The organism is Paraburkholderia sp. FT54 (assembly GCF_031585635.1).
Taxonomy (GTDB): domain Bacteria; phylum Pseudomonadota; class Gammaproteobacteria; order Burkholderiales; family Burkholderiaceae; genus Paraburkholderia.
The window spans coordinates 3,995,321-4,021,836 of sequence record NZ_CP134195.1 but is presented as its reverse complement, the minus strand read 5'-3'; the positions used below and the strand labels follow the sequence as shown (position 1 = coordinate 4,021,836).

The window sequence follows — 26,516 nt, the reverse complement described above, 5'->3', positions numbered from 1 at the left end:
AGGCAAGGAATTACCGAAAACAACCCGCAGTTAGCAGCAGAGCGGTACGACTGCTGGCTTGCACACGAATATGTCCTCGTTACACTGGACCTGAAGCGGCGCCATACAAGGAGCCGCGGCAGCGGGACCAGCCAGACGGGGTGAGCGATGACAACTGCAATGGTCAAACAGGAAATCGCCGTGGCGTCTTTCAGTCGGGTGTACGACCTCGATCAGGTCGAGACCGCGCTGAACGATCTCGGCGAAGGCGCGAACGAGGCATTGCGCGCGACATACGAAAAGATGCTGAAAACCGGCAATCTGCGCTTCTGCGTGAAGCCGAACCGCATGCCGTCGATCGACGATCTGATCGACGCGCTGCCCAACTTTTCCACGCCACTCGACGACATCCGCAAACAGGTCGCCTTGTGTCTCGAGACAGAAGACCGGCTCGAGCTGATGCCGATCCTCCTGCTCGGCGACCCCGGCATCGGCAAGACTCACTTTGCCAAGCAGTTGGCGCGCCTGCTCGGCACCGCGTATCAATATGTGGCGATGAGTTCGCTGACGGCTGGCTGGATTCTGTCGGGCGCCTCGTCGCAATGGAAGAACGCGAAGCCGGGCAAGGTGTTCGATGCGCTCGTGAACGGCAGCTATGCGAACCCGGTGATCGCCGTCGACGAAATCGACAAGGCCACTGGCGATTCGCAATACGATCCGCTCGGCGCGTTGTACGCGCTGCTGGAGCATGACACGGCGCAGACCTTCATCGACGAATTCGCCGAGGTTCCGATCAATGCCGGGCATGTGATCTGGATTGCCACGGCGAACGACGAGCGCTCGATTCCCGAGCCGATCCTGAACCGGATGAACGTGTACGAGATTCCTCCGCCGGATCGCGACGGCGCGCGCCGTATCGCGCAGGCAATCTACGGCGAGATCCGCTGCGCGCACAACTGGGGACTGCGCTTTCCCGAGGTGCTCGGCGACGACGCGCTCGATGCGCTGATGCGGGCATCACCGCGTGAAATGCGCCGGGCGATCCTTAATGGGTTCGGCGCGGCACGGATCGATGGACGCGATCATGTTGAAGCCGGTGACATTCGCCTGGACTACGGAAACCGGCGAAAACCCATCGGTTTCTAAGTATTTTTGCCGCTTTTTTCCAGAAAAACCGCCTCCGGGCGGTTTTTTTATGTGCGGAACCGGGAATCTGTGCTCAAAATGCGGTGAATGCTGTGGCAATTGTTGCTGTTAATGAGATGTTAGGCCGTTATCAATCGGGACGGCGCATCTTCCCGAAGTGGCCACATACACGCAACCTGACGGCGTGACCCGCGCGCAAGCGCAAGCCAACGTCGCGCAAAAGACCCATGTGGCGGCGGCTGCGCGTCGCGGCGTCAGCACACAGAATCAGGCGCCGGTTGTTTGCTCGGGCCGCCGGATTAGCCCGAAGCTGCGCGCCACGTTCATCGCACGCGCGAAGAAGCGAGCGCTACGACCCTCGACGGCGTACACTAATTAAGTCCGGCCGCTACGTTTGAGACCCGCTCAAGACCGCATGCCCGCAGCCATTACCGACTGCGGGCATTTGTGTCTGTACGGCGTCGTACAATTTTACGTAGCGGTTGCGAATGGGCAGGTGCGGTCGGCAGCGAGCGGTGTACGGCTCGCGACAGCCGCATCCTGTCTTCATCTTGATCGGGTGAACGAGGTAGCGCGCGGCGAGCTTGGCCGCGTCAAGGGACATGGACCAAATCGAATGTGTAGTGATCGGCGCCGGCGTGATCGGGCTCGCGGTGGCGCGCGCACTGGCCGCGCGTGGGCGCGACGTGATCGTGCTGGAAGCGGCTGAAGCGATCGGCGTGGGCACCAGCTCGCGCAACAGCGAGGTGATTCACGCGGGCATCTACTATCCACGCGGTTCGCTCAAAGCCGCGCTGTGCGTGCGCGGTCGCGAGATGCTCTACGACTACTGCGTCGAGCGCAACGTGCCGCATTCACGCTGCGGCAAATTGCTGGTGGCCACTTCACGCAACCAGATTCCTCAGCTCGAAAGCATCATGGCCAAAGGCCGCGACAATGGTGTGCTCGACCTGATGCGAATCACCGGCGACCAGGCGCAAGCGCTCGAACCCGCGCTCGAATGTGTCGAAGCGGTGTTCTCGCCGCAGACCGGTATCGTCGACAGTCATCAGTTCATGCTCGCGCTGCAGGGTGACGCCGAACGCGACGGCGCGGTGTGCGCGTTTCGCGCGCCGGTCCAGGCGATCGAAGCAAGCAACGGCCGCTTCATCATCAAGGTGGGCGGCGACGCGCCGACCACGATCAGCGCAGCATGCGTGATCAACAGCGCCGGTTTGCAGGCGAACGCACTGGCGCGCAAGATCCGGGGACTCGACGCGCGGCATGTGCCGCCGCTCTATCTCGCGCGCGGCAACTACTTCAGCATCTCAGGGCGCGCGCCATTCAGCCGCCTCATTTATCCGATGCCGAACGAAGCCGGACTCGGCGTGCATCTGACCATCGACCTCGGCGGCCAGGCGCGTTTCGGTCCCGACGTCGAATGGGTCGATGCGATCAATTACGACGTCGATCCGCGTCGCGCTGAATCGTTTTATGCGGCGATCCGTGCCTATTGGCCCGCACTTCCGGACGATGCGTTGCAACCCGCGTATGCGGGCATTCGCCCGAAGCTTTCCGGTCCCGGCGAACCCGCTGCCGACTTCGTGATTCAAGGTCCGGCCGCGCATGGTGTGCGTGGACTCGTCAATCTGTTCGGTATCGAGTCGCCGGGATTGACGGCGTCGCTTGCGATCGCGCAGCGAGTGTGCGAGTTGAGCGGACGCGCGTAATTCGCGCGCGGTTCGCATTGCCCGTTTCACTGCGAGTGCTCAGCTCGCGCGCTTTCGTATTGTCCTCGCATTGCCCGCTCGCGCAGAGCGCTCACTTCGCATGCGATCGATTCGCATTCCCGCGCGACATTCGGACGCGCAGTCGTACCAATTCGGTTATCTCTATCATTTGGACAGTCACGCGCGACGGCTTCATTGCTATCCTTGGGGACCGCTGTCACTAGAACGGCGATCAGTTCAATATAGATGGAGTAAGTCCCCATGAAACCTTCCCGTCGTACGTTTTTGATCACCAGCATTGGTGTGGCGTCCACCTTTGCCCTGTCGCGCCAGGCATTCGCCGACGCACCGAAAGTCTCCGAAAGCGATCCGACCGCGCAAGCACTCGGCTATAAGGCAGACGCCACGAAAATCGACAAGGCGAAGTTCGCCAAGTACGCAGCGGGCCAGGACTGCGGCAACTGCAGTTTCTATCAGGCCAAGCCGACCGACGCCTACGGCGGCTGCCCGATGTTCGCCGGCAAGCAGGTCGCGAGCAAGGGTTGGTGCAGCGCATATAACAAGAAGGCCTGATTACCCAGCTGCCGCACACGCATTCAGTGTTGCGCGAAATGCGCCGCAACATGGCGGTCCGCATTCGAGGTTCAATCATTCAGGCGTCTGCCACCCCGCGCGGCAGACGCCTTTTTGCTGCTTGAAAACCGCTTGTGCGCTCTTTACACTCCAAGGCGACCTCTCAGGCTCGCGGTCTTTTTTCTCGCTCGCGCAAATACGGCATTGCACTAAAACGACGCACCACGGGATACTTTTGGCAGGCTGGAGATTCGAATGAAACCAGCGTCAAGGAGCCTTCATACGCGAGCCGTCGTCGCGGCTGTGATCGGCAATGCACTCGAGTGGTACGACTTCACCGTGTTCAGTTTTCTGACGGTGGTGATCGCGCAGTTGTTCTTCCCGGCCGGCAACAACTATTCGTCGTTGCTTCTCGCCACCGCGACGTTCGGCGTCGCTTTCGTCATGCGGCCGGTCGGCGGCATCGTACTCGGACTCTATGCGGATCGCGCGGGACGCAAAGCGGCGTTGTCCCTGGTGATCGTGCTGATGACGCTCGGCATGCTGCTGCTGGCGATCGCACCGCCGTATTCGGCGATCGGCATCGGCGCGCCGTTGATGATCGTAGTCGGACGCTTGCTGCAAGGCTTTTCCGCTGGCGGCGAGTTCGGCAGTTCGACGGCATTGCTGATCGAAGCGGCGCCGTTCTCGAAGCGCGGCTTCTACGGCAGTTGGCAGATGGCGAGCCAGGCGGCGGCGCTGTTGCTCGGCGCGTTGGTGGGGGCATTGATCACGCGTGGGCTGTCACCCGAGGCGCTGAAATCCTGGGGCTGGCGTGTGCCCTTCATCCTGGGTTTGGTCATCGGCCCGGTCGGCTTTTATATTCGCCGGCATCTCGCGGATTCGGAAGCGTTTCTGCTTGCGCAAAAAACCGCGCGGCGCGCGACGCTCGGCGAAGTCTTCAGAACACACAGCCGCGACGTGCTCTGTGGACTCGGTTCGGTGATCGCGCTTACGGTGACGATCTACGTGCTGATCAGCTATCTGCCGACCTTCGCGGTCAATCAACTGAAGCTGCCTTACGCGCAATCCTTTTACGCGGTGATCGTCGGCAATCTGCTGTTGACGGTGCTTTCGCCATTGACCGGCGCGTGGTCGGACCGCATTGGTCGCAAGGGGCTGTCGCTGTGGTCGCTGGTGATCACGCTCGTGATCATCTATCCGCTGTTCGCGTGGCTCGAGGCGGAGCCGACCGTGTCGAAACTGATTCTGGTGCAGGCGCTGCTGTCGGTCTCGCTGTCCGGCTATTACGGGCCATTCGGCGCGCTGATCGCGGAGCTGTTTCCGGCGAACGTGCGCTCGATCGGCTTATCGCTCGGCTACAACATCGCGGTGATGGTGTTCGGCGGCTTCGGGCCCTTCGTCGTGACGTGGCTCATCAAGACTACCGGCTCGCCGCTCGCGCCGACCTACTACGTGATGGCCGGACTGGCGCTGTCGATCGTCGCCGTGGCTTGCATTCCAGGCAAGCGCCACGCGGACCTCGACGCGCATCGCAAACCGGCTTGAACGGCGGCGGCGTTTTAGCCTGGCTTTGAGGCCGGCTGCGGGCCATTACCGCTACTTCGCTGCGACATCTGCTCCCACACCTCTCGCCTAGCTGCGTGCCTTCACCAACGGCGGCCGCTTGTCGAACCACGGCCGTGCCGTTTCGAGCTGCGCCGCCAGACGCAGCAGCGTCGCCTCGCCGCCGTCGCGCGCGGCGAATTGCACGCCGATCGGCAGTCCGCGCGCATTCCAGTAAAGCGGTACCGACATCGCCGGCTGGCCGCTCAGGTTGAACAGTTCCGTGCAACCGGCCCACGTAAACGCCTTATTCGATGCTTCCATCAGAACCTTCTTCATCAGCGCTTCGAGCGGCATGGCGGTCACGGCGCGCATCTGCATGCGTTCAGCGGGAGTGGGGTGCATCTCGCCGATCTTGATCGGCGGCGCGGCGAGCGTGGCGCACAAGACCACGTCGTAGCGGTTCAGCAGATCGGTGAGGCGCTCGGTAATCCGGCGCTGCTCTTCAAGCGCGGCGGGCAGGCCGCGCTCGCCGAGTTTGCGGCCCACATGCGCCATCGTCCACGTCGAAATCTCGAATTCGGCGCGCAGCGGTTTGCGGCCGCTGATGCGCTCGGCATTCAGCACCAGATCTTCCGCCGTCACGGACCAGAGCGTGAGGAACGCGTGGCGAACCGCCGCGAAGTCGATGCCGAGCGAGACCGGTTCGATGTTATGGCCGAGCGAGCTGGCGAGTTGCGCGGCGTCTTCGAGTGCGGCGCGCGCGTCGGCGGAAAGCGACGGCGCCAGCATCGGCTCGGTGACGTACGCGATATTCAGCGGCTTGCACGGCTCGCGGCTCGCGCTCAGAAACGTGCCCGGCGCGCCGAGCGGTCTGTCCGCATTGCCCGCGAGCAGATCGAGCAGCAACGCACTGTCGCGCACACTGCGCGACACCGCAAGATCGACGCCGAGTTCACCGGCTGCTGCTGCCGCCGTCGCACGCGGCACACGCCCGCGTGAAGGTTTGAGACCGAAGAGTCCGCAGCATGATGCCGGAATGCGGATCGAGCCGCCGCCGTCCGACGCATGCGCGAGCGGCACGATGCCGGCGGCAACCGCCGCCGCCGCGCCACCGCTCGAGCCGCCCGGCGTATGGTCGAGATTCCACGGATTGCGGCACGCGCCGAACAGTTCGGGCTCCGTATAAGGCATCTGACCGAGCTCGGATGTGCTGGTCTTGGCGAAGATGTTGAGGCCGGCCGCTTTTACCAGCGCGACCACGGGCGCGTCTTCGGTGGGGACGAAATGGCGGTAGTGGCGGCTGCCCATCGCCATGCGCAGTCCGGCGACCGGGGCGCCGAGATCCTTGATCAGATAAGGCACGCCAGCCAGCGCTGTTTGCGCGCTGACGCGATCCGCATTGCCCGCGCCGTTCGCCCGGCTTGCGTCGTCGCGTGAAGCGCGTTGACGGGCTGCGTCGTAGTCCTTCAGGACAATCGCATTGATGGCGGGATTGACGGCTTCGGTGCGTGAAATTGCAATGTCGAGCAACTCGCGCGCGCTTGCCTCACGCTTGCGTACCAGTTCGGCGAGGCCGGTGGCGTCATGGGCGAGATAGTCTGTTTGCACGACGGATGAGCCCTCGCTTTTCGAGTGTTGTGCGGCCGGTGTCCATGCGCGCGATGCACGGTGCCGCTGGAGCGTCCGTCGAGCGGATTGATCGCCGCACATGGAAAAAGACGGCGTGCCGCTGACACGCCGTCTTTGAGAGAGTAACTGAGTTATGTGCGCGAGTTGCTAGCGCGAGAAAAACCGCCAGCAAAAAAGCGCAATTGAAGCGCGCAAATTAACGACACGAATAGCGGCACCAACAAGCGCGCCAACAAGCGCGCCAATTAAAACGGCGCGTTACAGACGTTCGCCGAGGAAGGTCAGCGTGCGGCCATGCGCCAATGCGGCAGCGCGCTGGTTATACGAAGCGCGGTCCGAGCAGTTGAAGCCGTGATCGGCGTTCGGGTAGATGTTGAACTCGGCGTCCGTGCGGCCGGCGAAACGTTCCTGAATCTGACCGACGGCCGACAGCGGAATATGCGCGTCGAGTTCGCCGTAGTGGAACTGCATCGGCACCTTGACCTTCGCGGCTTCGTCGAGCTGGTTTTGAATGCCGCCGCCGTAGTAGGCGACCGCGCCGTCGAGCGTGCCTTGCGCCGCGGCCAGATACGCGAGCCGGCCGCCAAAGCAGAAGCCGATGGCCGCGACCTTGCCGGTCACTTCCGGCATGGCGCGCAGTGCGGCTGCGGCTGCGCCGATGTCGGCCACGGCGTCGTCGAGCTTGAGCTCCTGCATCAGTTCGATGCCCTTTTCGCGGTCGGCGCCGTCATACGTCAATTCCACGCGCGGTTGCACGCGCCAGAACACGTCCGGTGCGAGCGCAACGTAGCCGTCCTGCGCGTACTGATCCGCGACCGAACGGATGTGGCTATTCACGCCGAAGATTTCCTGAATGATGATGACGGCCGGTCCCTTGCCGCCCTTGGGCAACGCCAGATAGCCGCCGAAACTGTCGTTACCAGCGGGAATGTCGATCCATCGGGAAGTGGTGCTCATGTTGCTCTCCATTGACTCGCGCGCGGCTGCGCGAGGTCGGTCCGGGTGAAGGCCAGTGGCCTGAATGCCTGAAGCGGGGCGGTCAGTTTGCCATCAAAAGAAACGCCGTGCAGCGCGGCTCCACGCGGCGGAAATCTCGTAAGGCGATTGAAACGTTCTCGATAATTCATTTTCCCCGCGCGGGCCGCCTCGGTACATTGAAGCGTATCGGCTCGCTCATGTCGCGAGCGCATTACTGGAAAGGAATCCATCATGAGTGAAGGGAGTTGTGTGACGCCGTTTGCGGAGCGTTTCGGCTTGCGCGTGCCGGTCGTGCAGGCGCCGATGGCGGGCGGCGCGACGACGCCGGCCATGGTCGCCGCGGTATCGAACGCCGGCGGTCTCGGTTTTCTGGCGGGCGCGGCGCTCTCGCCCGAGAAGATCGCGAGCGAAGTCGCGGCGATTCGCGCGCTGACGGATTGTCCGTTCGGCGTGAATCTGTTCGTGCTCGAGCCGGCCGCGCCGGACGACGTGACCGTGCGTATCGCGCTCGAAGCCATCGATCCGCTGCGCAGTGATCTCGGTTTGCCGCCGGGCGCTCCGCTCGCACGCTACGCACCGGACTTCCGCGCGCAACTGGACACGCTGATCGAGTTGCGTGTGCCGCTGGCGAGCTTCACGTTCGGGCTGCTTGCGGCCGACGATGTTGCCCGCCTGCACGCCAACGGTCTATATGTAATAGGCACCGCGACGCATGTCGCCGAAGGCGTGGCCTGGCGCGATGCGGGCGCCGATGCGATTGCCGCGCAAGGTGCGGAGGCGGGCGCGCATCGCGGCACGTTCATCGGCGCATTCGAAGACGCGCTGGTCGGCACGATCGCGCTCGTGCCGCAACTCGTCGACGCGACCGGGCTGCCGGTGCTCGCCGCCGGCGGCATCATGGACGGCCGCGGCATCGTCGCCGCGCTGGCGCTCGGCGCGCAAGCGGCGGTGATGGGCACCGCGTTTCTCACCTGTCAGGAGAGCGCGATCCCGCAGGCATGGAAAACCCGCGTGCGGTCCACGTCCGACACGTCGACTTCGGTCACGCGCGCGATCACCGGCCGCCATGCGCGCGGCATTCGCAATCCGTTGATGCAGCGTTTGAGCGCAGCGGCGCAGAAGATCGCGCCGTATCCGGTGCAAAACGCGTTGACGCAGGAGTTGCGGCAAACCGCGAGCCGCGCGGACAACGCCGACTATCTGTCGCTCTGGTCAGGCCAGGGCGCGCCTTTGGGCCGAGCCCGCCGCGAAGGTCTCGGCGCCGCCGAACTGATGGCCCAACTCGAACACGAATGGCGCGCGGCAGCGGCGCGCATCGCCGCATTCAAACGCTGATCCAGCACGATCCGGACGGAGTCCGGACGTGCTTCGTTTTCAAGCACCAAGCCCATTCGGATGATTAACGGTTTAACACGCTAAAAGCTTTAGACCGTGCTGTTAGACGAAAGCCCGACATAGCGGAAACCCGCATGGGCTGGTGCTTTCCAGTCGCTCTCTCCAGCCGCGATCTGCGCCTGTTGGATAAACGCTATTAGTGTTCATCCCACTTCCTCAAAAAAGCCCCACAAATTAATTTGATGGCCTACACTTGCGCGCAAGTACGGTTTGCCGCCTGCCACAAACAGTCCGGCGAGCGTGCTGGCCAAGTGCATGAACGATGCAACCGGCGTGGTCGTCCACGGGACTGAGCGACACGTGTTGGGGAAGCGGGGGCACAGGGCGATTACGTTGTTTTTGGGACCGAAACTGGAGACTTATATGAACATCAAGATTCAAAAGCTGTTGCCGATCAGCGCTGCGGCGATGCTGTTCGCGACGTTGGCAACAACGGCGGCAGCCGACACGGTCGTCAAGATCGGTCACGTTGCACCGCTGACTGGCGGTATCGCTCACCTGGGTAAAGACAACGAAAACGGCGCGCGCCTGGCAGTTGAAGAAATCAACGCCAAGGGCCTGACGATCGGTGGCCAGAAAATCACGCTGCAACTCGATCCGCAAGACGATGCAGCCGACCCGCGCACGGCAACTCAAGTCGCACAGAAACTGGTCGACGACAAGGTCGTCGCAGTGGTCGGCCACTTGAATTCGGGCACGTCGATCCCGGCTTCGAAGATCTATAGCGATGCTGGCATCGTGCAGATCTCGCCGTCGGCAACGAACCCGGCCTACACGCAACAAGGTTTCAAGACGACGTACCGCGTCGTGGCGACCGATGCGCAACAAGGTCCGGCACTGGCTAACTACGCAGCGAAGGGTCTGAAAGTGAAGAGCGTCGCGATCGTCGACGACTCGACCGCTTACGGCCAGGGTCTCGCAAACGAATTCGAAAAGACCGCCAAGTCGCTGGGCCTGAACGTGATGTCGCATGACGCGACGAACGACAAGGCTGTCGACTTCCGCGCGATTCTGACGAAGATCAAGGGCGAAAACCCGGACGCGATCATGTACGGCGGCATGGACGCCACCGGCGGCCCGTTCGCCAAGCAAGCCAAGCAGCTCGGCCTGCGCGCGAAGGTGCTGGCAGGCGACGGCGTGTGTACCGACAAGCTGTCGGACCTGGCTGGCGACGCAACCGACAACATCGTCTGCTCGGAAGCCGGTATGGCGCTCGAGAAGATGGCTGGCGGCGCAGCGTTCCTCGCCAAGTATCAGAAGCGTTTCGGTCAGCCGATCCAGATCTACGCTCCGTTCACGTATGACGCTGTGTATATCATCGTCGACGCTATGAAGCGTGCTAACTCGACCGATCCGGCGAAGATTCTGGCAGCAATGCCGAGCACGGATTACAAGGGTGTGATCGGCGAAACCACGTTCGACTCGAAGGGCGACCTTCAGCACGGCGTGATCTCGCTGTACAACTACAAGGCAGGCAAGAAGACGCTGCTCGACGTAGTGAAGATGTAAAAATCGCGTGACCGAAGGCAGCGTATCGGCTGTCTTCGGTTGCATGCAAAAAGGCACGCGCGCCGCGGGGCTCGCGTGCCTTTTCTTTTGCTGATTCTTTTGCGGCTCCCCATTGCTCGGAGAAACTGCCGTGACCACTGTGTCCCGTTCGTTGGACGACGCGTGGCGCCGCTGGATCGCCGGGAATCTGTTGCTCGACGCGCCGTCATCAGCGGTGCATGGCGCGCCGGTCGGCCACGGTTTCAACGCGGCCAATGCCATGCGAGAAATCGACGCGACGCTCGCGAGTCCTTACTTTCATGGTGCCGCGCGTCTGCGCAATCGTTTGCGTAGGCGCGAATGGATTTTGTCGGTGTATGGCGAGTTCAATCGCATGCGCGCGGCGCGCCTTCGTGTCAGATCTTCAAACGCCTCAACACCTTCGGACCCACGAGCGCGATCAGTGCGGAACAAATGGCGACCACCGACAACCCGATCGGCAAGCTGGTCACTTGCGCTACCGCGCCGATGATCACCGGCCCGAGCAGCAGCCCGAAATACGCCAGGCCCGCGACGTGCGCGAGTCCTTCCGCCGCATGAATACCTTTGACGTTCGCCCCCGCCGCGAACAGCACAGGCATCATGTTCGCCAGACCGAGCCCCATCAGCGTGAAGCCGATCAGCGCGACGACCGGATTCGGCAGCAACAGCGCGCCGACCATCCCGACACAGGCGAGCGTCGCGCTCGCCATCACCAGTTGCGGCGCGCCGAAGCGGGCGCGCACCGCGTCGCCGGCAAACCGCGCGGCCGCCATGCCGCCGGAGAACGCCGCGTAGGCCGCGCTCGCGAGCGCCGGCGTAGCCAGTACGACGTCGCGCATATAGACGGTGGCCCAGTCGTACATTGCGCCTTCGGCGATCAGCGCGACCAGCGCCATCGCGCCGAGCGCCCACAACGCCGGCGAGCGCCAGCGGTTGGCGCGCGGTGTGGCGGAGTCGGGGTGATCGGCGTGCGGCACGTGCGGTAGCACGGAAGGACAGGCGGCAATCAGCACGAGCGCGCTGACCGCGGCAGCCAGCACGAGATGCACGGCCGGTGCCATGCCGCGCGACAGCAGCGCGCCGCCGACCGCCGCACCGAACATCCCGCCGACGCTGAACATGCCGTGCAACGACGACATGATCGGCTTGCCGAGCGCTTTCTCGACGGCGCTGGCCTCGGCGTTCATCGCGACATCGAGCGTGGCCATGCCCGCGCCGAAAGTGGCCAGCACGACCAGCAGCAGCCAGTATGTGGGCACGACCAGAATCAGCGCCGCGCACACCGCCATCACGAGGCCGCCGGTGAGGCAGGCGCGGCGCGTGCCGACCCGCGCGATCCACGAAGCATTGGCCGCCATCGCGCCGATCGAGCCGCCCGCCACGGCGAACAGTGCGAAGGAGAGCATGGCGGCGTTCAGATGGAAACGGTCGCGCACCGTCGGTACATGTACCCCCCACGACGCGTACATCATGCCGGCGATGAAGAACACCGCCATCGTGGCGATACGGGCTCGCTGCCGGGCGGTATCGGACAGGTCGCGGTGAGCGGCGGGAAGGGCGGCGAAATCGGAAGAGCGGTCTGACACAGAAATCTCAAGGAGGGTGACGCGGGGGAAAGTGCGTGGAAAGCGAATTTCCGATTCTAACGAAGCATGCTGTCTTATGCTTGGAGAACGGAACCCGCACACTTGCGATTGTTCGGCGCGGGCGTGACAGGCGTTGCGCGGTTTGCGGTCCGCTTGCCGTTTGTGAATCGCTGCTCATCTATCGAGGAACGCGCACGTGAATATTCCCGCTCACGCTCCACTGCATCTGCTGCACACAGCTGCTGTCGGCACGCTGGCCACTCACGCGCGCCAGCCGGAAGGCTTTCCTTATCCGTCCGTGCTGCCGTTCGCGCCGGACTCGCGACATCGTCCGACGATCCTGGTCAGCCGGCTCGCCGAGCATACCCATAACCTGCACGCCGACCCGCGCGCCGGTTTTCTGGCGGTCGACGCACCCGACGGCGACGTGCTGAGCGGCCAGCGTGTCACCTTGCTAGGCACCTTCGAGCCGGTCGATTCGACGCCCGAGGTCGTACAGCGCTATCTGCGCTATCACCCGGACGCGGAACGCTACCTCGTGCTCGGCGATTTCACGTTCTGGGCAATGAGGCTCGAGCGGCTGCGTTATATCGGCGGCTTCGGCGCGATGGGGTGGCTCGCCGGCGCGGAACTCGATCCTTTGCCGCCACTCGGTTTCGATGAAGAGAACACGTTCATTGCGCAGTTCGCCAGCCGCTGCGGCAGCACGGGCGAATTTCAACTCGTCGGCGTCGATCGATATGGCGCGGATCTGAAACTGAACGGTGTGCGCAGCCGGTTTGCGTTCGACGACGCCAAACCCAATACCGAAACCTTGTACGCGGCGCTCGAAGCCTGCATGCAGCGCTACGTGAATTAGTTTTTTTGGTGCCGTTCGGGGAAAACACGCATGCGTAATAGCAGCGCAGAACGCCTCTCGCAATATGTTACGACGTTTCACGATAAAGCTCTCATGGCGTGAAATGTTGTTGTCGGATTGCGTTCTTAATTTTCATTTTTTGATAGTTAATCCCATAATTACTGATGTCAACCGCGTTTTCAGCAAAATGCGAAATCAGTTATCTGAAAGGGAGTGGTGTAACACGGTGGCGGCTGGAAATTTTTTGAAACGAATTGGGATTAATTTAACGCTTCCGCTTTTGTAATCTTTCTATTTTGTGTTAATCTCGCCATCAAATTCCGAGGCATGATCAACCTTCAAAGGGCAAGCTGGCTTAAGACTGGCAGTCATTTATCCAAACCACAAAGGGAACCTATGTCTTCCTACAAGGAACTACTCGCCCAGCGCGAGAAGCTCGAAAAGCAGATCGAAGAAGCGAAGTCGCGCGAATACGCGGAAGTGTTGAATGAGATCAAGCAGAAGATGACCGACTACGGCATTTCTCTGACAGAACTCGGGGGCGGTCGCGCCGCCAAGGGTGCTAAAGCCGCGCGTCCGCGCGCAGGTGTCGCACCGAAGTATCGCGACCCGGATAGCGGCAGCACGTGGTCTGGCCGTGGCAAGCCGCCGCGCTGGATCGCAGGTCTGGATCGTGAGAAGTTTCTGATCCAGAAATAATGCTTCGGCCAGCAGGTAAAGCTTCTGGCCATCAAGTAATACGATTAGCTTCGATCAGATGCCCTTATCGCGTCTGCCATTGCAGGAGAGAACCGCGTACCGTCGAGGGCGCGGTTTTTTTATTGCCGCGACCCATGTCGTGGTTTTCTGTCGCACGGACTCCGCCCGACTTGAACGCGAATGCTTTTCGTTTAGATAAGAGGCTGATTTAAAAGGTTTTTTTCGGTGCCTTCCGCGCATTTCGAGATGCGGCGGGTAGAATGTCGGGATTGAACTTTTCATTCCGCTTCAGAGATGCCTGCCACCGCCGCTGCCCAATCCGCCGAAAAACATCGCGTTGCGCGCAAAAGTACCTTTGTCAGTATTGCGCTCAATACAGTATTGATGACGCTGCAAATTGTCATAGGGGTGTTTGCTCACTCGCAGGCATTGGTTGCGGACGGCGTCCATTCCCTTGCCGATCTGATTTCCGATTTTGTCGTGCTGATTGCCAATCGGCACAGCGGGGCCAAGCCCGACGCGGATCACAATTACGGGCATAGCCGCTATGAAACCGTGGCGTCGTTATTTTTGGGCGCGCTTCTAATCGCGGTAGGCGTCGGTATGTTGTGGCGAGCCGGAACGCGTCTCGCCGATTTGCAAAACATCCCGGCCGTGCATATGAGTGCGCTCGCAGTCGCCGTGCTGGTGCTGATTTCCAAAGAGAGTCTGTTTCGCTACATGCTGCGCGAAGCGCAACGCGTGCGTTCCGCCATGTTGGTGGCCAATGCGTGGCACGCGCGTTCCGACGCGGCGTCGTCGCTAGTGGTCGCGATCGGTATTGTCGGCAGCCTCGCCGGGGTGCGGCTGCTCGATCCGATTGCCGCGGCGATCGTCGGCTTCATGGTGGCGCGCATGGGCTGGACGTTCGGCTGGGACGCGCTGCAGGATCTCTCCGACCGCGCGCTCGACGACGAAGCCACCGGCGACATGCGCGCGCTCCTGCTCTCGACGCCCGGCGTGCGCGAAGTGCACGAAATGCGCACGCGCAAGATGGGCGACTTCGCGCTCGTCGACGCGCACATTCTGGTCGATCCGCTGATCTCGGTATCGGAAGGGCACTACATTGCCGAGTCGGCGCGTCTGCGCGTGCTGACGGACAGCCGCGTGCTCGACGCGTTGATTCATGTCGATCCCGAGAACGATGCGCTTGCGCATCCGCCGGTCGATCTGCCGACCCGCGAACGAGTGGTCGCGGACGTGAACGCCGCGCTGGCTGCTTATGGCGTGAAGGCGGCGGCGGTGAATATCCACTACCTGAGCACGGGGTTGGATGTCGATGTGGTGCTGCCGGGCGCACCGTCGTCGCGCGCGTTAGACGGCGAAGCGCAACGGCTTGGGCGCGTGGATCTAGCGGCGCTCAAGGCTCGCTTGGGAGCGCGCAGAGTGGACCTGCTACAGGAACTGGACGCGGTGCCGGCCGAAGTCGATTCGGCGGCGCTCGGCGCAAAAGCCGGCGAGGCGATTGAAGAACGTGCGAAGGCCGCGGAACCGCACAGCGCCACCTGACGCCCGCGGCGCCGCGTGAGCATGCCGCTGAGGGGCGTCGTCAAGCCATCAACGGATCACAGCGGCAATTGCGTATCGAATTTGATTTCGCGCAGCACGACGCTTGTGCGAACCTGCGCAACAGCGGGAATCTTGAAGATGCGTTCGTGCAGAAAACTGTCGTACGCCTTGATGTCCGGCGCGACGATCTTGAGGATGTAGTCGGATTCGCCGGTCGTGCTGTAGCACTCGGTGACTTCCGGGCAGGTGGCGATTTCCCGTTCGAACTGTTCCACGCCGCCTTCGGTGTGCCGCGTGAGGTGAATATGGGCGAGGGCGCACACGTGCAGCCCGAGCTTTTCCCGATCCAGCAGCGCCGTATAGCGCTGGATGACGCCCGACTGCTCCATGTCCTTGATGCGCCGCCAGCATGGCGTGCTCGACAGGCCAACCTGGTCGGAAATTTCTTGCACCGAGCGGCGTGCGTCGAGCTGCAGAAGGCGCAGGATTTTTTGAGAGAACGTATCGAGTGTCAACTGCGCCTCCGTTTGCGTCGCCGTATCAACGCATGGTAGAGGGCGCGAAAACGAAACGCAATGTAAAACGGGTTCGACGAGGGAGATTACCTAATTTGCCGGTTCCTCAGCGGCGTTTTGCCCTGTGCCGTCCCCATCTTTACCGGGTACGAGCGTGATCGCGTGACTTGCGCGCAGATCCTTCAACATGTTGCAGAAAAGCGCGCCCTGCTCGATCGCGTCGTCCAGCGCGACATGGGTATGCGGATGTTCGTCGAACCAGTGTTTCGGGAAGCGCGGCTTGATGTTCTTGCGGTACGGCAGGCCGGTCATCGCGAACGCCAACGTCTTGATGTCGAGCGCCGACCACGAAAACGGACAGCGGCCGACAAACCGCATCATGTACCAGAACATGTAAGTAAAGTCGAAGCCGGCCGGCATTGCCACGAACACCGGTTTGCCCGGCAGCGCTTCGACCCAGGCGACGTACGCCGTCAACGCGGCCTCGGGCGTCTGCAAGTCCTTGCGGCAGGCTTCCCATGCTTCGGGCTGCGTCTTCCACCACGCTTCCTGCACGGGATGCGCCTTGGCTCCCTCGAGCAACTCGAGATTGGCCGAGAAGGTGGCGATCAACTGCTTGTCTTCGGTGTAGGCGGCAGAGGCGAAACTGAGCATGGAATGCGGACCGGGAATCGGGCCGTCCGCTTCGATATCGGTGCTCACGTAGATTTCGCTACTCATGCCTCGACTCCGTCGGCGACGTACGGATTGGTGCGGCGTTCCGCGCCGAACGTCGAGGTGGGACCGTGGCCCGGAACGAAGGTGACGTCGTCGCCGAGCGGCCAAAGTTTTTCGCGGATCGAGCGCACCAGGTCCGCGTGATTGCCGCGCGGAAAATCCGTGCGCCCGATCGAGCCGGCGAACAGCACGTCGCCCACCAGCGCGAGCCGATGCGCGCGGCTGAAGAACACCACGTGGCCCGGCGTGTGGCCCGGGCAGTGATAGACCTCGAGCGTTTCGTCGCCGAACTGCACGGTCTCGCTGTTCTGCAACCAGCGATCCGGCTCGAACGCTTCGGCGGCCGGAAAGCCGAAGCGCGTGCTTTGGTCCGGCAGCTTGTCGAGCCAGAACCGTTCGTCGGGGTGCGGGCCTTCGATCGGCACGCCGTAGTGCGCGGCCAGCGTCTTCGCGCCCGCGCAGTGATCGATGTGACCGTGCGTCAGAAAAACTTTTTCGACCGTCACGTTTTGCCGCGCGATTTCGCCCTGGATGATGTCAAGGTCGCCGCCCGGATCGACGACGGCCGCGCGTCCGGTTGCCTCGCAAACGAGCAGCGAACTATTCTGCTGGAACGGCGTGACGGGGATCAAGGTGACTTTCATGGATGACGGCGCCGCTGGGAAAAACGTTGATTGTACCGGCCTCTCGCCCACGTTCGCCGACGGCGCTGAAGCCCGGCGCAGCGGGCGTTGGGCTGCTGATTTTTGCAGCAGTAGTGAAAATTCATCAAGGTTTTCAGTCGCTTGTCATCCCAAAATTCTGTTTTAGGTATAATGGACTTCATGCACAGGGAATTGTGCTGCCACAAGACGATGCGTCCCCATCAAAAATGGGCGCGCGGATCGTCACTCAAGTATGGGCTGTCGCACTTCTGGACGGCCATCAAGTATCGATGCTTTCGATGCACACGTCTTGCCCAGCCAGGCGCCGCGCGCCTGCTACGGACTTAACTGCCGTGACGCTGGGTGGGGCCTACGCCGCCGTTCCTGCGCGCTGAGTTTCGCGCGCAAGAACGTGTTTGCCACGTTCGATGGCGGCATGTGGGGTCTGGTCAGGCTGCCGGGGACAGGTTGCGCCAGACGTGAAAATTAATCGTGCGGTAGCGGCTGAGTGAGCCGCATCCGGGCTTTGACGTACTGCGCTCGTCTGCGCGGCGCGTTGTCGTCCATTGCCGCCGGAGTCGCAGGCAACACGCTCAACTTCGCGTGATGCGGCTCGACAATGTGATTGCACGTCTTATGAAAACTCGGTTATCCCGTGGTCTGGGGACTCTTTTTGCCTTTTTTGTGCTGGCGGGTTGCGCCACGCCTCCGGGCGCCGGCAACACGTCGGATAGCGGCGTACCGCAGAGCACGAAATTGACGCAGGCGGGCTCCTTCGGACCGCAAGCTTTCGGTAGCGCGCCGGCCTCCGACGCGACTGCTCAAGGCACGTCGCTGGCCGATGCAAAGCCTCTTACCGATGACGGTTCCGGCATTTCGGACTTTCATCAGACCGGTCGCGCGTCGTGGTACGGCCGCGGCTTCCATGGCCGCCGTACCGCCAATGGTGAGCGCTATGACATGCACGCGCTGACCGCGGCGCATCGTACGTTGCCGCTCGGCTCCTACGTGCGCGTGACCAACCCGGCCACGTCGCGCTCGGTCATCGTGCGTATCAACGACCGTGGTCCGTATGCGCGTGGCCGCGTGATCGATCTGTCCATGGCCGCGGCGGCTGTTCTCAACATGCGCCATGCCGGTACGGCGCGGGTGGAGATCGAAGGTTTGACGCAGCAGGAAGCTCGTGACGCGCGTAATGAAATGCTGGCGTCGAATTCGGATTCGACCGCACAGAAGTGATATGACTGCGGTGAGGGCGGCTAACGCGCGCTCCTCGTAGCGCCGCGTCGACGACCTTGCGGGTTGTGTCCGCAGAAGAACGAAGGGCCGCATTGCGCGGCCCTTTTCCTTTGTCCGTTAGCTTTTACTCTTCATCTTCTTTCTTCAACGCCAGAGCGCGCGTGTACAACGCGTTGCGCGGCGTTCCGGTGATAGCCGCCGCCACCTTGGCCGCGCTGCTCACCGTCAATTCCTCCAGCAAGATGCCTAGCAACGCGTCGTGATCGTGTTCGCCGGCGGTCTCTGGTTGCGCGCCTTCCACCACCAGCACGAATTCGCCGCGCTGCCGGTTCGGGTCGGCGGCGAGCCACGTTGGCCCTTCGGCCAGGGTGCCGCAGTGCAGCGCTTCATGTAACTTCGTCAATTCCCGTGCGATGAGCAGCTTGCGCTCGCCGCCGAATGCGTCCGCCAGCGCCTGCACCGTTTCGACGATCCGGTGTGGCGCTTCGTAGAACACCATCGCGTGAGGATGGTTCGCTAGCGATTGCAGCGTCGCGGCGCGGGCCTTTGCCTTCGGCGGCAGGAAGCCGAGGAACGAGAACGTCGCGACCCAGTCGCCGGCCGCGCTCAAGGCGGTCGCGAGCGCGCTTGCGCCGGGCAGGGGGATAACGGGAAAGCCGGCTTCACGGACCGCGTCGACGAGTTTCGCGCCGGGGTCCGAGATGCCCGGCGTGCCCGCATCGGATACGTAGGCCACGCGCTCGCCCGCTTGCAGATGTTCGATCAGACGCAGTGCAGCAGCCCGCTCGTTGTGCTGATGCACGGCGACTAGCGGCTTCGAGATGCCGTAACGCGCGAGCAGTTGACCCGTGTTGCGGGTGTCTTCGGCGGCGATGCGGTCCACCAGTCCGAGCACATGCAACGCGCGCAGCGTGACGTCGGCGATGTTGCCGATCGGCGTGGCCACCACATACAGCGCGGCGGTGGGGTACTGCTGCCCTTGCGCGAGTTCGGAGAGAGGAGTCATGAGGCAGAAGACGCAAACAGACGGAACGAGGCCGTCATTGTGCCACGCAGTGTCACGCGGCCCGGGTGGGGAATCGAGCGCGAGAGCGGCGGCGCCGGGCAGTGCCTTGGTCACGCCGCACAACTTTTCGGGACTCGTCGGGTCCAAACTCGTCGGCGCGGCTTTCGAAGCGCGTGCGCAGGAATTCTTGCAGCGTCAGCGTTTGCGATTCGTCGCACGCAATGTGTCGTGCCGCGGCGGCGAGATCGATCTGGTGATGCGCGAGCGTGAGGGTGCGCTGGTGTTCGTCGAAGTCCGCGCGCGTGCGCAGCGCCGATACGGCGGCGCGGCGGCGAGTATCGGCTGGCAGAAGAAGCAGCGCATCGTGCGCGCGGCGCAGCATTTTCTGGCGACTCGTGTCTCGCGCTTGCGGGATCAGCCCGCGTGCCGGTTCGACGTGATTGCGTTCGAAGCCGGCCGGCTCGTCTGGTTGCGCGACGCGTTTCGTGCCGACGAAGTCTGACGCCATGCGGGGAGAACGCGCGTGAGTGCGATAAACTTGCGCTCGCGTGCAGGCCACGGGGAAACGTCGGCAACGCAGGAAGCAGCGCGATTCGCGATGTTTTTGCGGGTATGCACCGGCGTTGCTGGCCAGATTCATCGGAGCGGCACGACTTCGCAATACGACTTCACAACACGGCCGCGCAGTGCGGTCCATTCGCGGTAGAAGATAGAGACTCGATGTCAGTCGAACGCATTCAACAACACTTCCGCGACAGCGCGGCAGTCAAACTCGAAGCCCTCGAAACCCTGTCGATGCCGATCGCCGCTGCGATCGACACGATGTTCGCCGCGCTCGCCAACGGCAATCGCATTCTTGCGTGCGGCAACGGCGGCTCGGCGGCCGACGCGCAACACTTCGCCGCCGAACTGATCGGCCGCTTCGAGCGCGAGCGGCCGGGCTTGCCGGCGATCGCGCTGACCACCGACACGTCGGTGCTGACCGCCATCGCCAACGACTATTCGTTCGAGCAGATTTACTCGAAGCAGGTCTGGGCGCTCGGCCAGCCGGGCGACGTGCTGCTGGCGATCACCACGTCCGGCAATTCCGCCAACGTGCTCGCCGCGATCGAGGCCGCGCACGAGCGCGAGATGATCGTGGTTGCGCTGACCGGCAAGGGCGGCGGACGCATGCAGGAAGTATTGAGCGACACCGATATCCATGTATGCGTGCCGTCGGATCGCACCGCGCGCATTCAGGAAGTGCATTTGCTGACCATCCATTGTCTGTGCGACGGCATCGATGCCATGTTGCTGGGCGAAGACTGAGACTGATTCCGAAGGAGAGCTAGTTGATGAGCGTATTCCGCGTCAAGAAGACACTGGTGAGAACCGTGCTGGTGATTGGGTTCGCGGCGGGGCTGTCCGCAACGTTGCAGGGTTGCTTTCTCGCCGTTGCCGGCGCGGCGGGCGGCGGCGCGCTGGTGGCGACCGACAGGCGCACGCTCGGCGCGCAGACCGAGGATCGCGAGTTGCAGGTGAAGGCGCTCTCGCAGATCAGCCAGAACTTGCCCGACAACGCGCACGTCAATGTGGCGGTGTTCAATCGCCGCGTGCTGCTGACCGGCGAAGTGGCGGGCGACGTGTCGAAGCAACGCGCGGAGACCATCGTGCGTGGCCTGAATAACGTCAGCACGATCGTCAACGAACTGACGATCATGCCGGCCAGCTCGTTCTCGTCGCGCACGAATGACACTTACCTGGAGACGCGTGTGAAGACCGCGTTGATCGCCGAGAAGAACATTTCAGCGAACAACTTCAAGGTGGTGGCTGAGCGTGGCTCGGTGTATCTGATGGGTCTCGTCACCATGGACGAAGGCAATCGCGGCGCCGACGTCGCGAGCCGTGTGCCGGGCGTGGTGCAGGTGGTGAAGGTGTTCCAGTACATCCAGCCGGCGGAAGCCGCAGCGGCCGCCGCGGCGGCAGGGACGGCACCAGTAGCAGCGGCTTCGCAACCGGACGCGAGCGCGCCGACCGTCGGAGCTATTCCTGATTCGTCGGTGAGTTCGCGGCCGCTCGAACAGCAGGCACCCGCGCCGGTCAGCAATTCGAACGCGGTGCACCCGGGTAATCCGAAGGCGACGACGCCATGATGCGCGGTGTCGTTGTCGTTAGCGCGCTGATGATCGCCGCGCTGGCTGGTGTTGCCGCGCCGGCAGCGCAAGCCGCCGATGCGCCGCGCGGTCAACTGATCGCCAACGCGAATGCGTGCATGGGATGTCATGCGGTGGACCGCAAACTGGTCGGCCCATCGTTCCAGCAGATCGCCGCGAAGTACAAGGGCGACGCGCAGGCGCCGGCCAAATTGTCGCGCAAGGTGAAGGACGGCGGCTCCGGCGTGTGGGGCATGATTCCGATGCCCGCGCATCAATCGATGAGCGATGCGGATATTCGCACGGTGGTGGATTGGGTGCTTGCTGGGGCGCCTGCGAAGTGATGGTTTGCTGGCGTTTTCCTGGCCGCAGCGGGCTTGGCAAAACGGAAAATGCTTGTGCTAGAATTGTTCGCACGTTGGGGGGGTAGCTCAGCTGGGAGAGCGTCGCGTTCGCAATGCGAAGGTCGGGAGTTCGATCCTCCTCCTCTCCACCAAAAATTTCAATAAAAACAACGCACTACGTCTTGCGATGTAGTGCGTTGTTTTGCATTGCGGCGCAAATTTTTGCACACGAGGTGTGGCAAATTTGTGGCGCCGCGTAATGGTTCGAGATCTGGCAGATCATTGGTAGAAAACACTTCGTGTCTCTACCGAGATTTCTGCGGCCCTAAGAGTCAACCTTGCATACATCAGCTTACAAACGCCGCTGTGTGCACAAATGTGACATGGCGCAAATAAGGGGCCAATGTCCATGCAAGCGTTACTCACGGTCGATCAGCTCGCTGAGCATCTACAGAAATCTGTCGCCAGCATCCGTAGCGATGCGACACGCAATCCTCAGTCTCTTCCGCCGATTTGCCGCCTTCCCAACACGAAGCGCCTTCTTTGGCGCGCCGAGGATGTAGAGAGATGGATTGGCTTACACGTCGCCGGCGCCGGCACTCCCATCGTGACGGAACTGACGTCACCTGAAAAGCGCCGGCGGGGGCGCCCAACCAAAGCCGAATCGGTAGCGAAGCGCGCGCATAGCGACTTCAAGTGGTGAGTCATGCCGCTTGACGATTTGAGGGGCAGCATAATTCGCGCACCCGTGCTTGGGCGTGGACCAACAGGTGCAGGCGGCGAGTCGGCGCGCCATTCGGTTGATACTCTGGTCGCACGCGTCGCGGAATTGCAGGAGAAGCACCGACAGCGGGTCGCTCTTGAAATGCGCAACAAGCTGCCCGGCGAACCGCTTCCGCACGACGTGGTTAAGTTGCCGCATTGGCCGGACTTTGTGCGAGGCGTGCCCAACGGCTTCCTGCGGTCAGCACTGTTCGGAGCTATCGCCAAGGGACGGCGCCGCTATATGTCGGGCGAGTGGATGACGACGCTCGACGGTCTGACGATTCTATACACTGGGGAACGCCTTGACCAAGGCGACCTCGATGTGTGGGAAAGCGTGCTTCACCTCGTGCGCCTTTCGGCGCTGGGGGGGCCGTGCCGTGTAACGTCCTACGCGCTGCTAAAGCTTATGGGCAAGACTGACACGGGCAAGAACCGTAGGGTGCTTCACACGCGCATCACCCGTCTAAGAGCCAACGCAGTAGAGATCAAGCAGGACGGGTGGTCATACATCGGCGGCCTGATCAATGAGGCCTACAAGGACAACGAGACCCAGGAATGGGTGATCGTGTTCAGCCGCAAGCTGCACACGCTGTTCGCAGCGGACCAATTCACGCATATCGACTGGAATGTGCGTCGCGCGCTGGCCGGAAAGTCGCTAGCTCAATGGCTGCACGGCTTTTACGCCAGTCATGCAAAGCCCTACCCGATGCGCATGGACACGCTGCTGAAGCTTGCCGGTAGCGAGGACGAGAGTCCGAGCAGCGGGCGACAGACTCTGCGCAAGGCCCTTGCCGCCTTGGCCGAGGCGAGCGAGGCCAACCGTCAGCCGTTCAGCTACGACATTCGAGGCGACCTGGTACATGTCGATAAGAAGCCCAGCGACTCGCAGCGTCGACACCTAGCCAAGAAGTCCGGTGGACAAAGGAACCGGCGCCTCTGATGCCGTTCTTGCGCCTACTCCGGATGCCGCTCCAGCACCTACGGTATGCCGTTCTTTCACCTATGCTCTGCCGTTCCGGCGCCTAGCGCCTGCCGTTCCAGCGCCTAAGCTGTCCACAAGTCGAATGCCTCACAAACTTAATAGCGGCGCGGAGTTGCGGCATTCGACTTGCAACGCCTAATCTAGTTTTAATCTTTATCTAATCATGCTGCGGCGAATTGCATCCCGAGCATGCGCACGGCTGTTGTGCCGCGCGCTACGCGTAGCGAATGCGGCGTTGAGCTCGTCACGCGTTCGATCATGGGGGGGCGACTCCGGCTCACTGCGTTCCTCTCGCGCCCGTCGTGCGACGGGAGAAGGATTTGCAGGAAATACGACGGCCGGTGTTTTCGCTGCTGTAAAAAGGACTGCTTGGGGAAAGCTGCACCTATGTCTCGTACGATGGGTTGCGCGAACAAACTGGCCTTGCAGAAACACCTCGCTTACTTTTTTGATTCGGTGCTCGACGAGTACGCGGAGGGCAGCGATGAGTAATCAAGACGTCGACCATCAAGGGCTGCGATCGGGCCAGAAAGGGATGTTCGCGTCCCAGATCGACGGCGCCATTCGAACGCCGCTTTCGTCACTGATAGCGGCCATTGGGACCGGCAATGCGTTAAACCAGTCGTCGCCCCTTGCTGAAAACCGGACTGTTCGACGGCTCAATCGCCGCGGTACTGGGCGTGTATTCGAAGACACCTCGGACTGCCTAGTCCTTTATACTTCTTGAGCCATACCTATTTCAATCTGGGCCGACCCAATAAGACGATATGACGACCATTCTGACCGACGACCAACTACGGGAAATTTGGCAGACCGGATTTAAGAATTATGCTGCCCAGCAATGGGCCACAGAATGGCGTCATCGCTACGCTGAGCAACTCCGCATCGTAAAAGACGCGTCCCGTGATACGTGGCTGACACCAGACTTCCAAGCGAAGCTCTGGAATGACAACCCGATCGCCAATATCGGCTCGGGAAATTCTGTCACGGTGCCGGGTGCGCTCACCGATATAGAACTTGCTTCTAACCTGCTTAACGAGCGCAATGCTGTGCTGCCGGGCGACGCCGAGGCGCGTGGCGAGCATCTTGATGCGCTCTACAAGCAGATTCTTGCGTGGATCGCATCAAAACAATATGCGAAGCGCCGACCCAAAGCACGACTGATCCGTCTTCTTGCAGCCATGTTTCCGGATGACATGGTGTGCTTGATGAATGCCCGTCGCATCTGGCAAGTACAGCGACTTCTTGGACTACGACCAATACACGGCGATTTTGTCGCTCAACATGCAGTTATCCGAGATCATCTGCGCCAAGTACTTGGGGCGCCCGCTACGATCGAAGAATCTGTCGATCAATCGGTCCTGACATGGTACCTCTGGCAGACCTACATCGATCATCCAGATGAAGGTGCTGTCGAACAACCGAAGGTGACACGCGAAGCCGTCGACATTCCTGAAATCTCATTTTTGCCTGCTGAGGCTCAACGTAGGAGTCTTACTTGTGTAAGCGACAACGTCAGCCTCCTTGTAGCGGTGGTTCGTGAGACGGAGCAAGGGCTGAGCCGTGACGACCTTATCTCGGTCATCATGCAGGAAGCTCCGCAGTTGCAAAAGAGCACGAGCGCTGTCAACGTCATTTCGCAGGCGCAGGGAGGTCTCGGACTGATCACGTTGTCGGATGGCGCGTATCGTCCTACCACACGCGGTATAGATATACTGATAGCGCCCGATCCAGCTGATGCCCTGCGCGGGCCATTGATTGGTCGCGTCTTCGGTATGGGACATCTGCTGCTTTGGCTGTCACAGACGCCGGATGGTATAGCGCATCAAGAGCTCGCCAGCAGGCTTCAGGGCCTCGTGCCCACCTGGACAACCACGCAGCCGGGCTCATACATCATCGCTTGGGCCAGAATGGTCGGTCTGGTTCGCTCCGACAGCTCGACGGGGCACGTACGACTCGTACTGAGCGAAGACGGGGAGGACTACGCGGCAGCACTCCCGGAGGATTTCGAGGCTCGCTGGCAAATCCACGCCAAGAAGGCTGAGACGGACGCGGAAACTTTCAGTGGTCTGCAGGTGGTGGGCGACAACGGGCTGATCGTCGCACCTAGTTACGGCATACAGTCCATTGTCGACGATGGGTGCTTTGTTCCTGAAGACGAACTCAGGGCGATGCTTGGGCTGCTCAAGCGCAAGCACAATCTCATCCTTCAAGGTCCTCCGGGGACTGGCAAGACATGGCTGGCCAAGCGACTGGGCTATGCCCTGCTGGGTGCTCGAAGCACCAGTCGATTGGTTTCCTTGCAGTTTCAACCATCATTGTCCTATGAAGACTTTGTTCGCGGCTGGCGCCCCGGTGCAGATGGTCGGCTGGACCTCATCGACGGCGTCTTTCTCGAGGCGATTAATGAAGCACAAGCCGACCCCTCGCCATTTGTTGTGGTGATAGAAGAGATTAATCGCGGCAATCCCGCGCAGGTTTTCGGCGAGATGCTGACCCTCCTCGAACATGACAAGCGACGGACGGATGAAGCGCTGAGGCCTGCTTACGCTCGGTCGTCGGACGAGCGGATTTACATCCCTCCGAATCTGTATGTGATTGGGACAATGAACATCGCGGACCGTTCGCTGGCGCTGATTGATCTGGCGCTGCGCCGTCGGTTTGCATTTGCGACACTGAGACCGGCACTTGGCTCGCCGTGGGGTGACTGGTGTAGGAACCACGCCGGATTTTCGGAGGCGGCGATCACCGATATTGCCGGACGTATGGAACGCCTGAATCAGCGTATTGCCAGCGACCAGTCGCTGGGCGACCAGTTCTGCATCGGGCACAGCTTTGTTACACCACAGAAGGACAAGCCGATTGAGGAAGTTGGCGCATGGTTTGGTGAGATCGTGAAGAGTGAGCTTGAGCCGCTTCTGCGTGAGTATTGGTACGACAATCCGTCAAAGGTCAAGGAGGCCATTGACGAGCTGGTAACCAATCTTTGATGG

24 protein-coding genes and 1 tRNA gene are annotated in these 26,516 nt (G+C 61.8%); 18 read left to right on the top strand and 7 right to left on the bottom strand.

The features are described from left to right. Positions 1-147: 147 nt before the first annotated feature. From RI103_RS18440 to RI103_RS18425, 4 genes are all read left to right on the top strand, one after another. Positions 148-1,125, top strand: a complete 978-nt coding sequence (locus RI103_RS18440; RefSeq protein ID WP_310813335.1) for an AAA family ATPase — start codon at positions 148-150, stop codon at positions 1,123-1,125. A gap of 602 nt (positions 1,126-1,727) precedes the next feature. Continuing rightward, positions 1,728-2,834 (top strand): NAD(P)/FAD-dependent oxidoreductase, encoded by a 1,107-nt coding sequence (locus RI103_RS18435; protein ID WP_310813334.1) that lies wholly within the window; start codon positions 1,728-1,730, stop codon positions 2,832-2,834. 261 nt (positions 2,835-3,095) lie between these two features. Next, a complete protein-coding gene (locus RI103_RS18430; RefSeq protein WP_310813333.1) occupies positions 3,096-3,407 on the top strand; it encodes a high-potential iron-sulfur protein in 312 nt (103 codons plus the stop codon). Positions 3,408-3,662: 255 nt separating this feature from the next. Next, the gene (locus RI103_RS18425) at positions 3,663-4,955 is read left to right on the top strand and encodes an MFS transporter (RefSeq protein WP_310813332.1); all 1,293 of its coding nucleotides are present in this window, start codon (positions 3,663-3,665) and stop codon (positions 4,953-4,955) included. An 87-nt stretch (positions 4,956-5,042) separates the two neighbouring features. On the opposite strand, the gene RI103_RS18420 is transcribed toward RI103_RS18425, so the two are convergent. Together RI103_RS18420 and RI103_RS18415 are read right to left on the bottom strand one after the other, a co-directional pair. Then, the gene (locus RI103_RS18420) at positions 5,043-6,563 is read right to left on the bottom strand and encodes an amidase (RefSeq protein ID WP_310813331.1); all 1,521 of its coding nucleotides are present in this window, start codon (positions 6,561-6,563) and stop codon (positions 5,043-5,045) included. Between the two features lie 279 nt (positions 6,564-6,842). Then, positions 6,843-7,541, bottom strand: a complete 699-nt coding sequence (locus tag RI103_RS18415) for a dienelactone hydrolase family protein (protein WP_310813330.1) — start codon at positions 7,539-7,541, stop codon at positions 6,843-6,845. Between the two features lie 252 nt (positions 7,542-7,793). Here RI103_RS18415 and RI103_RS18410 point away from each other — a divergent pair, with 252 nt between their 5' ends. Then, positions 7,794-8,897, top strand: a complete 1,104-nt coding sequence (locus RI103_RS18410; protein ID WP_310813329.1) for a nitronate monooxygenase — start codon at positions 7,794-7,796, stop codon at positions 8,895-8,897. Positions 8,898-9,320: 423 nt separating this feature from the next. Next, on the top strand, positions 9,321-10,466 hold the full coding sequence (locus RI103_RS18405) for a branched-chain amino acid ABC transporter substrate-binding protein (RefSeq protein WP_310813328.1): 1,146 nt from the start codon (positions 9,321-9,323) through the stop codon (positions 10,464-10,466). Positions 10,467-10,861: 395 nt separating this feature from the next. Here the strand turns inward: RI103_RS18405 and RI103_RS18400 are convergent, their stop codons facing one another. Continuing rightward, complete coding sequence (locus RI103_RS18400) at positions 10,862-12,073, bottom strand: MFS transporter (RefSeq protein WP_310813327.1); 1,212 nt, start codon at positions 12,071-12,073, stop codon at positions 10,862-10,864. Between the two features lie 196 nt (positions 12,074-12,269). Between RI103_RS18400 and RI103_RS18395 the strand changes: the two genes are divergently transcribed. From RI103_RS18395 to RI103_RS18385, 3 genes are all read left to right on the top strand, one after another. Then, positions 12,270-12,932, top strand: coding sequence for a pyridoxamine 5'-phosphate oxidase family protein (locus RI103_RS18395; protein ID WP_310813326.1), 663 nt, complete (start codon positions 12,270-12,272; stop codon positions 12,930-12,932). Between the two features lie 396 nt (positions 12,933-13,328). Continuing rightward, positions 13,329-13,631, top strand: coding sequence for an H-NS family nucleoid-associated regulatory protein (locus RI103_RS18390; protein WP_132376344.1), 303 nt, complete (start codon positions 13,329-13,331; stop codon positions 13,629-13,631). Positions 13,632-13,925: 294 nt separating this feature from the next. After that, positions 13,926-15,179 (top strand): cation diffusion facilitator family transporter, encoded by a 1,254-nt coding sequence (locus RI103_RS18385; protein WP_310813325.1) that lies wholly within the window; start codon positions 13,926-13,928, stop codon positions 15,177-15,179. A gap of 56 nt (positions 15,180-15,235) precedes the next feature. Here the strand turns inward: RI103_RS18385 and RI103_RS18380 are convergent, their stop codons facing one another. The 3 genes from RI103_RS18380 to RI103_RS18370 all read right to left on the bottom strand — a co-directional run bounded on the left by RI103_RS18380 (position 15,236) and on the right by RI103_RS18370 (position 17,055). Further along, a complete protein-coding gene (locus tag RI103_RS18380; protein ID WP_012431468.1) occupies positions 15,236-15,694 on the bottom strand; it encodes an Lrp/AsnC family transcriptional regulator in 459 nt (152 codons plus the stop codon). Between the two features lie 90 nt (positions 15,695-15,784). Further along, positions 15,785-16,414 (bottom strand): exonuclease, encoded by a 630-nt coding sequence (locus RI103_RS18375; RefSeq protein WP_310813324.1) that lies wholly within the window; start codon positions 16,412-16,414, stop codon positions 15,785-15,787. Next, positions 16,411-17,055 (bottom strand): MBL fold metallo-hydrolase, encoded by a 645-nt coding sequence (locus RI103_RS18370; RefSeq protein ID WP_310813323.1) that lies wholly within the window; start codon positions 17,053-17,055, stop codon positions 16,411-16,413. Before RI103_RS18370 ends, RI103_RS18375 begins: the two co-directional genes overlap by 4 nt. A gap of 2 nt (positions 17,056-17,057) precedes the next feature. Here RI103_RS18370 and RI103_RS18365 point away from each other — a divergent pair, with 2 nt between their 5' ends. Beyond that, positions 17,058-17,450, top strand: a complete 393-nt coding sequence (locus tag RI103_RS18365) for a hypothetical protein (protein ID WP_310813322.1) — start codon at positions 17,058-17,060, stop codon at positions 17,448-17,450. Positions 17,451-17,691: 241 nt separating this feature from the next. Then, positions 17,692-18,294 (top strand): septal ring lytic transglycosylase RlpA family protein, encoded by a 603-nt coding sequence (locus tag RI103_RS18360; protein ID WP_409076955.1) that lies wholly within the window; start codon positions 17,692-17,694, stop codon positions 18,292-18,294. Between the two features lie 124 nt (positions 18,295-18,418). On the opposite strand, the gene rsmI is transcribed toward RI103_RS18360, so the two are convergent. Then, positions 18,419-19,300 carry a 16S rRNA (cytidine(1402)-2'-O)-methyltransferase gene (rsmI, locus tag RI103_RS18355; protein WP_310813320.1) on the bottom strand — a complete coding sequence of 294 codons (882 nt, stop codon included), beginning with the start codon at positions 19,298-19,300 and terminating at the stop codon, positions 18,419-18,421. Positions 19,301-19,337: 37 nt separating this feature from the next. On the opposite strand from rsmI, the gene RI103_RS18350 reads away from it, so the two are divergent. The 7 genes from RI103_RS18350 to RI103_RS18320 all read left to right on the top strand — a co-directional run bounded on the left by RI103_RS18350 (position 19,338) and on the right by RI103_RS18320 (position 26,513). Beyond that, positions 19,338-19,802, top strand: coding sequence for a YraN family protein (locus RI103_RS18350; RefSeq protein WP_310813319.1), 465 nt, complete (start codon positions 19,338-19,340; stop codon positions 19,800-19,802). A gap of 218 nt (positions 19,803-20,020) precedes the next feature. Next, positions 20,021-20,608 carry a phosphoheptose isomerase gene (locus RI103_RS18345; protein ID WP_042327388.1) on the top strand — a complete coding sequence of 196 codons (588 nt, stop codon included), beginning with the start codon at positions 20,021-20,023 and terminating at the stop codon, positions 20,606-20,608. A gap of 26 nt (positions 20,609-20,634) precedes the next feature. After that, positions 20,635-21,432: a BON domain-containing protein gene (locus tag RI103_RS18340; RefSeq protein ID WP_310813318.1), complete on the top strand. Its 798-nt coding sequence runs from the start codon at positions 20,635-20,637 to the stop codon at positions 21,430-21,432. Further along, the gene (locus RI103_RS18335; protein ID WP_409076954.1) at positions 21,429-21,776 is read left to right on the top strand and encodes a c-type cytochrome; all 348 of its coding nucleotides are present in this window, start codon (positions 21,429-21,431) and stop codon (positions 21,774-21,776) included. Before RI103_RS18340 ends, RI103_RS18335 begins: the two co-directional genes overlap by 4 nt. A 76-nt stretch (positions 21,777-21,852) precedes the next feature. Further along, positions 21,853-21,928: transfer RNA gene (locus RI103_RS18330), tRNA-Ala, on the top strand. A 554-nt stretch (positions 21,929-22,482) separates the two neighbouring features. After that, positions 22,483-23,481: a plasmid replication initiator TrfA gene (gene trfA / locus RI103_RS18325; protein WP_310813317.1), complete on the top strand. Its 999-nt coding sequence runs from the start codon at positions 22,483-22,485 to the stop codon at positions 23,479-23,481. An 809-nt stretch (positions 23,482-24,290) separates the two neighbouring features. Continuing rightward, on the top strand, positions 24,291-26,513 hold the full coding sequence (locus tag RI103_RS18320) for an AAA family ATPase (RefSeq protein ID WP_310813316.1): 2,223 nt from the start codon (positions 24,291-24,293) through the stop codon (positions 26,511-26,513). The last annotated feature ends 3 nt before the right edge of the window (positions 26,514-26,516 follow it).

Coding starts and splice junctions, on each gene's coding strand:
- RI103_RS18345 (WP_042327388.1), top strand. CDS start 20,021: ATGTCAGTCGAACGCATTCAACAACACTTCCGCGACAGCGCGGCAGTC.
- RI103_RS18435 (WP_310813334.1), top strand. CDS start 1,728: ATGGACCAAATCGAATGTGTAGTGATCGGCGCCGGCGTGATCGGGCTC.
- RI103_RS18390 (WP_132376344.1), top strand. CDS start 13,329: ATGTCTTCCTACAAGGAACTACTCGCCCAGCGCGAGAAGCTCGAAAAG.
- RI103_RS18415 (WP_310813330.1), bottom strand. CDS start 7,541: ATGAGCACCACTTCCCGATGGATCGACATTCCCGCTGGTAACGACAGT.
- RI103_RS18430 (WP_310813333.1), top strand. CDS start 3,096: ATGAAACCTTCCCGTCGTACGTTTTTGATCACCAGCATTGGTGTGGCG.
- rsmI (WP_310813320.1), bottom strand. CDS start 19,300: ATGACTCCTCTCTCCGAACTCGCGCAAGGGCAGCAGTACCCCACCGCC.
- RI103_RS18370 (WP_310813323.1), bottom strand. CDS start 17,055: ATGAAAGTCACCTTGATCCCCGTCACGCCGTTCCAGCAGAATAGTTCG.
- RI103_RS18385 (WP_310813325.1), top strand. CDS start 13,926: ATGCCTGCCACCGCCGCTGCCCAATCCGCCGAAAAACATCGCGTTGCG.
- RI103_RS18440 (WP_310813335.1), top strand. CDS start 148: ATGACAACTGCAATGGTCAAACAGGAAATCGCCGTGGCGTCTTTCAGT.
- RI103_RS18405 (WP_310813328.1), top strand. CDS start 9,321: ATGAACATCAAGATTCAAAAGCTGTTGCCGATCAGCGCTGCGGCGATG.
- RI103_RS18320 (WP_310813316.1), top strand. CDS start 24,291: ATGACGACCATTCTGACCGACGACCAACTACGGGAAATTTGGCAGACC.
- trfA (WP_310813317.1), top strand. CDS start 22,483: ATGCCGCTTGACGATTTGAGGGGCAGCATAATTCGCGCACCCGTGCTT.
- RI103_RS18375 (WP_310813324.1), bottom strand. CDS start 16,414: ATGAGTAGCGAAATCTACGTGAGCACCGATATCGAAGCGGACGGCCCG.
- RI103_RS18360 (WP_409076955.1), top strand. CDS start 17,692: ATGAAAACTCGGTTATCCCGTGGTCTGGGGACTCTTTTTGCCTTTTTT.
- RI103_RS18365 (WP_310813322.1), top strand. CDS start 17,058: ATGACGGCGCCGCTGGGAAAAACGTTGATTGTACCGGCCTCTCGCCCA.
- RI103_RS18410 (WP_310813329.1), top strand. CDS start 7,794: ATGAGTGAAGGGAGTTGTGTGACGCCGTTTGCGGAGCGTTTCGGCTTG.
- RI103_RS18340 (WP_310813318.1), top strand. CDS start 20,635: ATGAGCGTATTCCGCGTCAAGAAGACACTGGTGAGAACCGTGCTGGTG.
- RI103_RS18335 (WP_409076954.1), top strand. CDS start 21,429: ATGATGCGCGGTGTCGTTGTCGTTAGCGCGCTGATGATCGCCGCGCTG.
- RI103_RS18425 (WP_310813332.1), top strand. CDS start 3,663: ATGAAACCAGCGTCAAGGAGCCTTCATACGCGAGCCGTCGTCGCGGCT.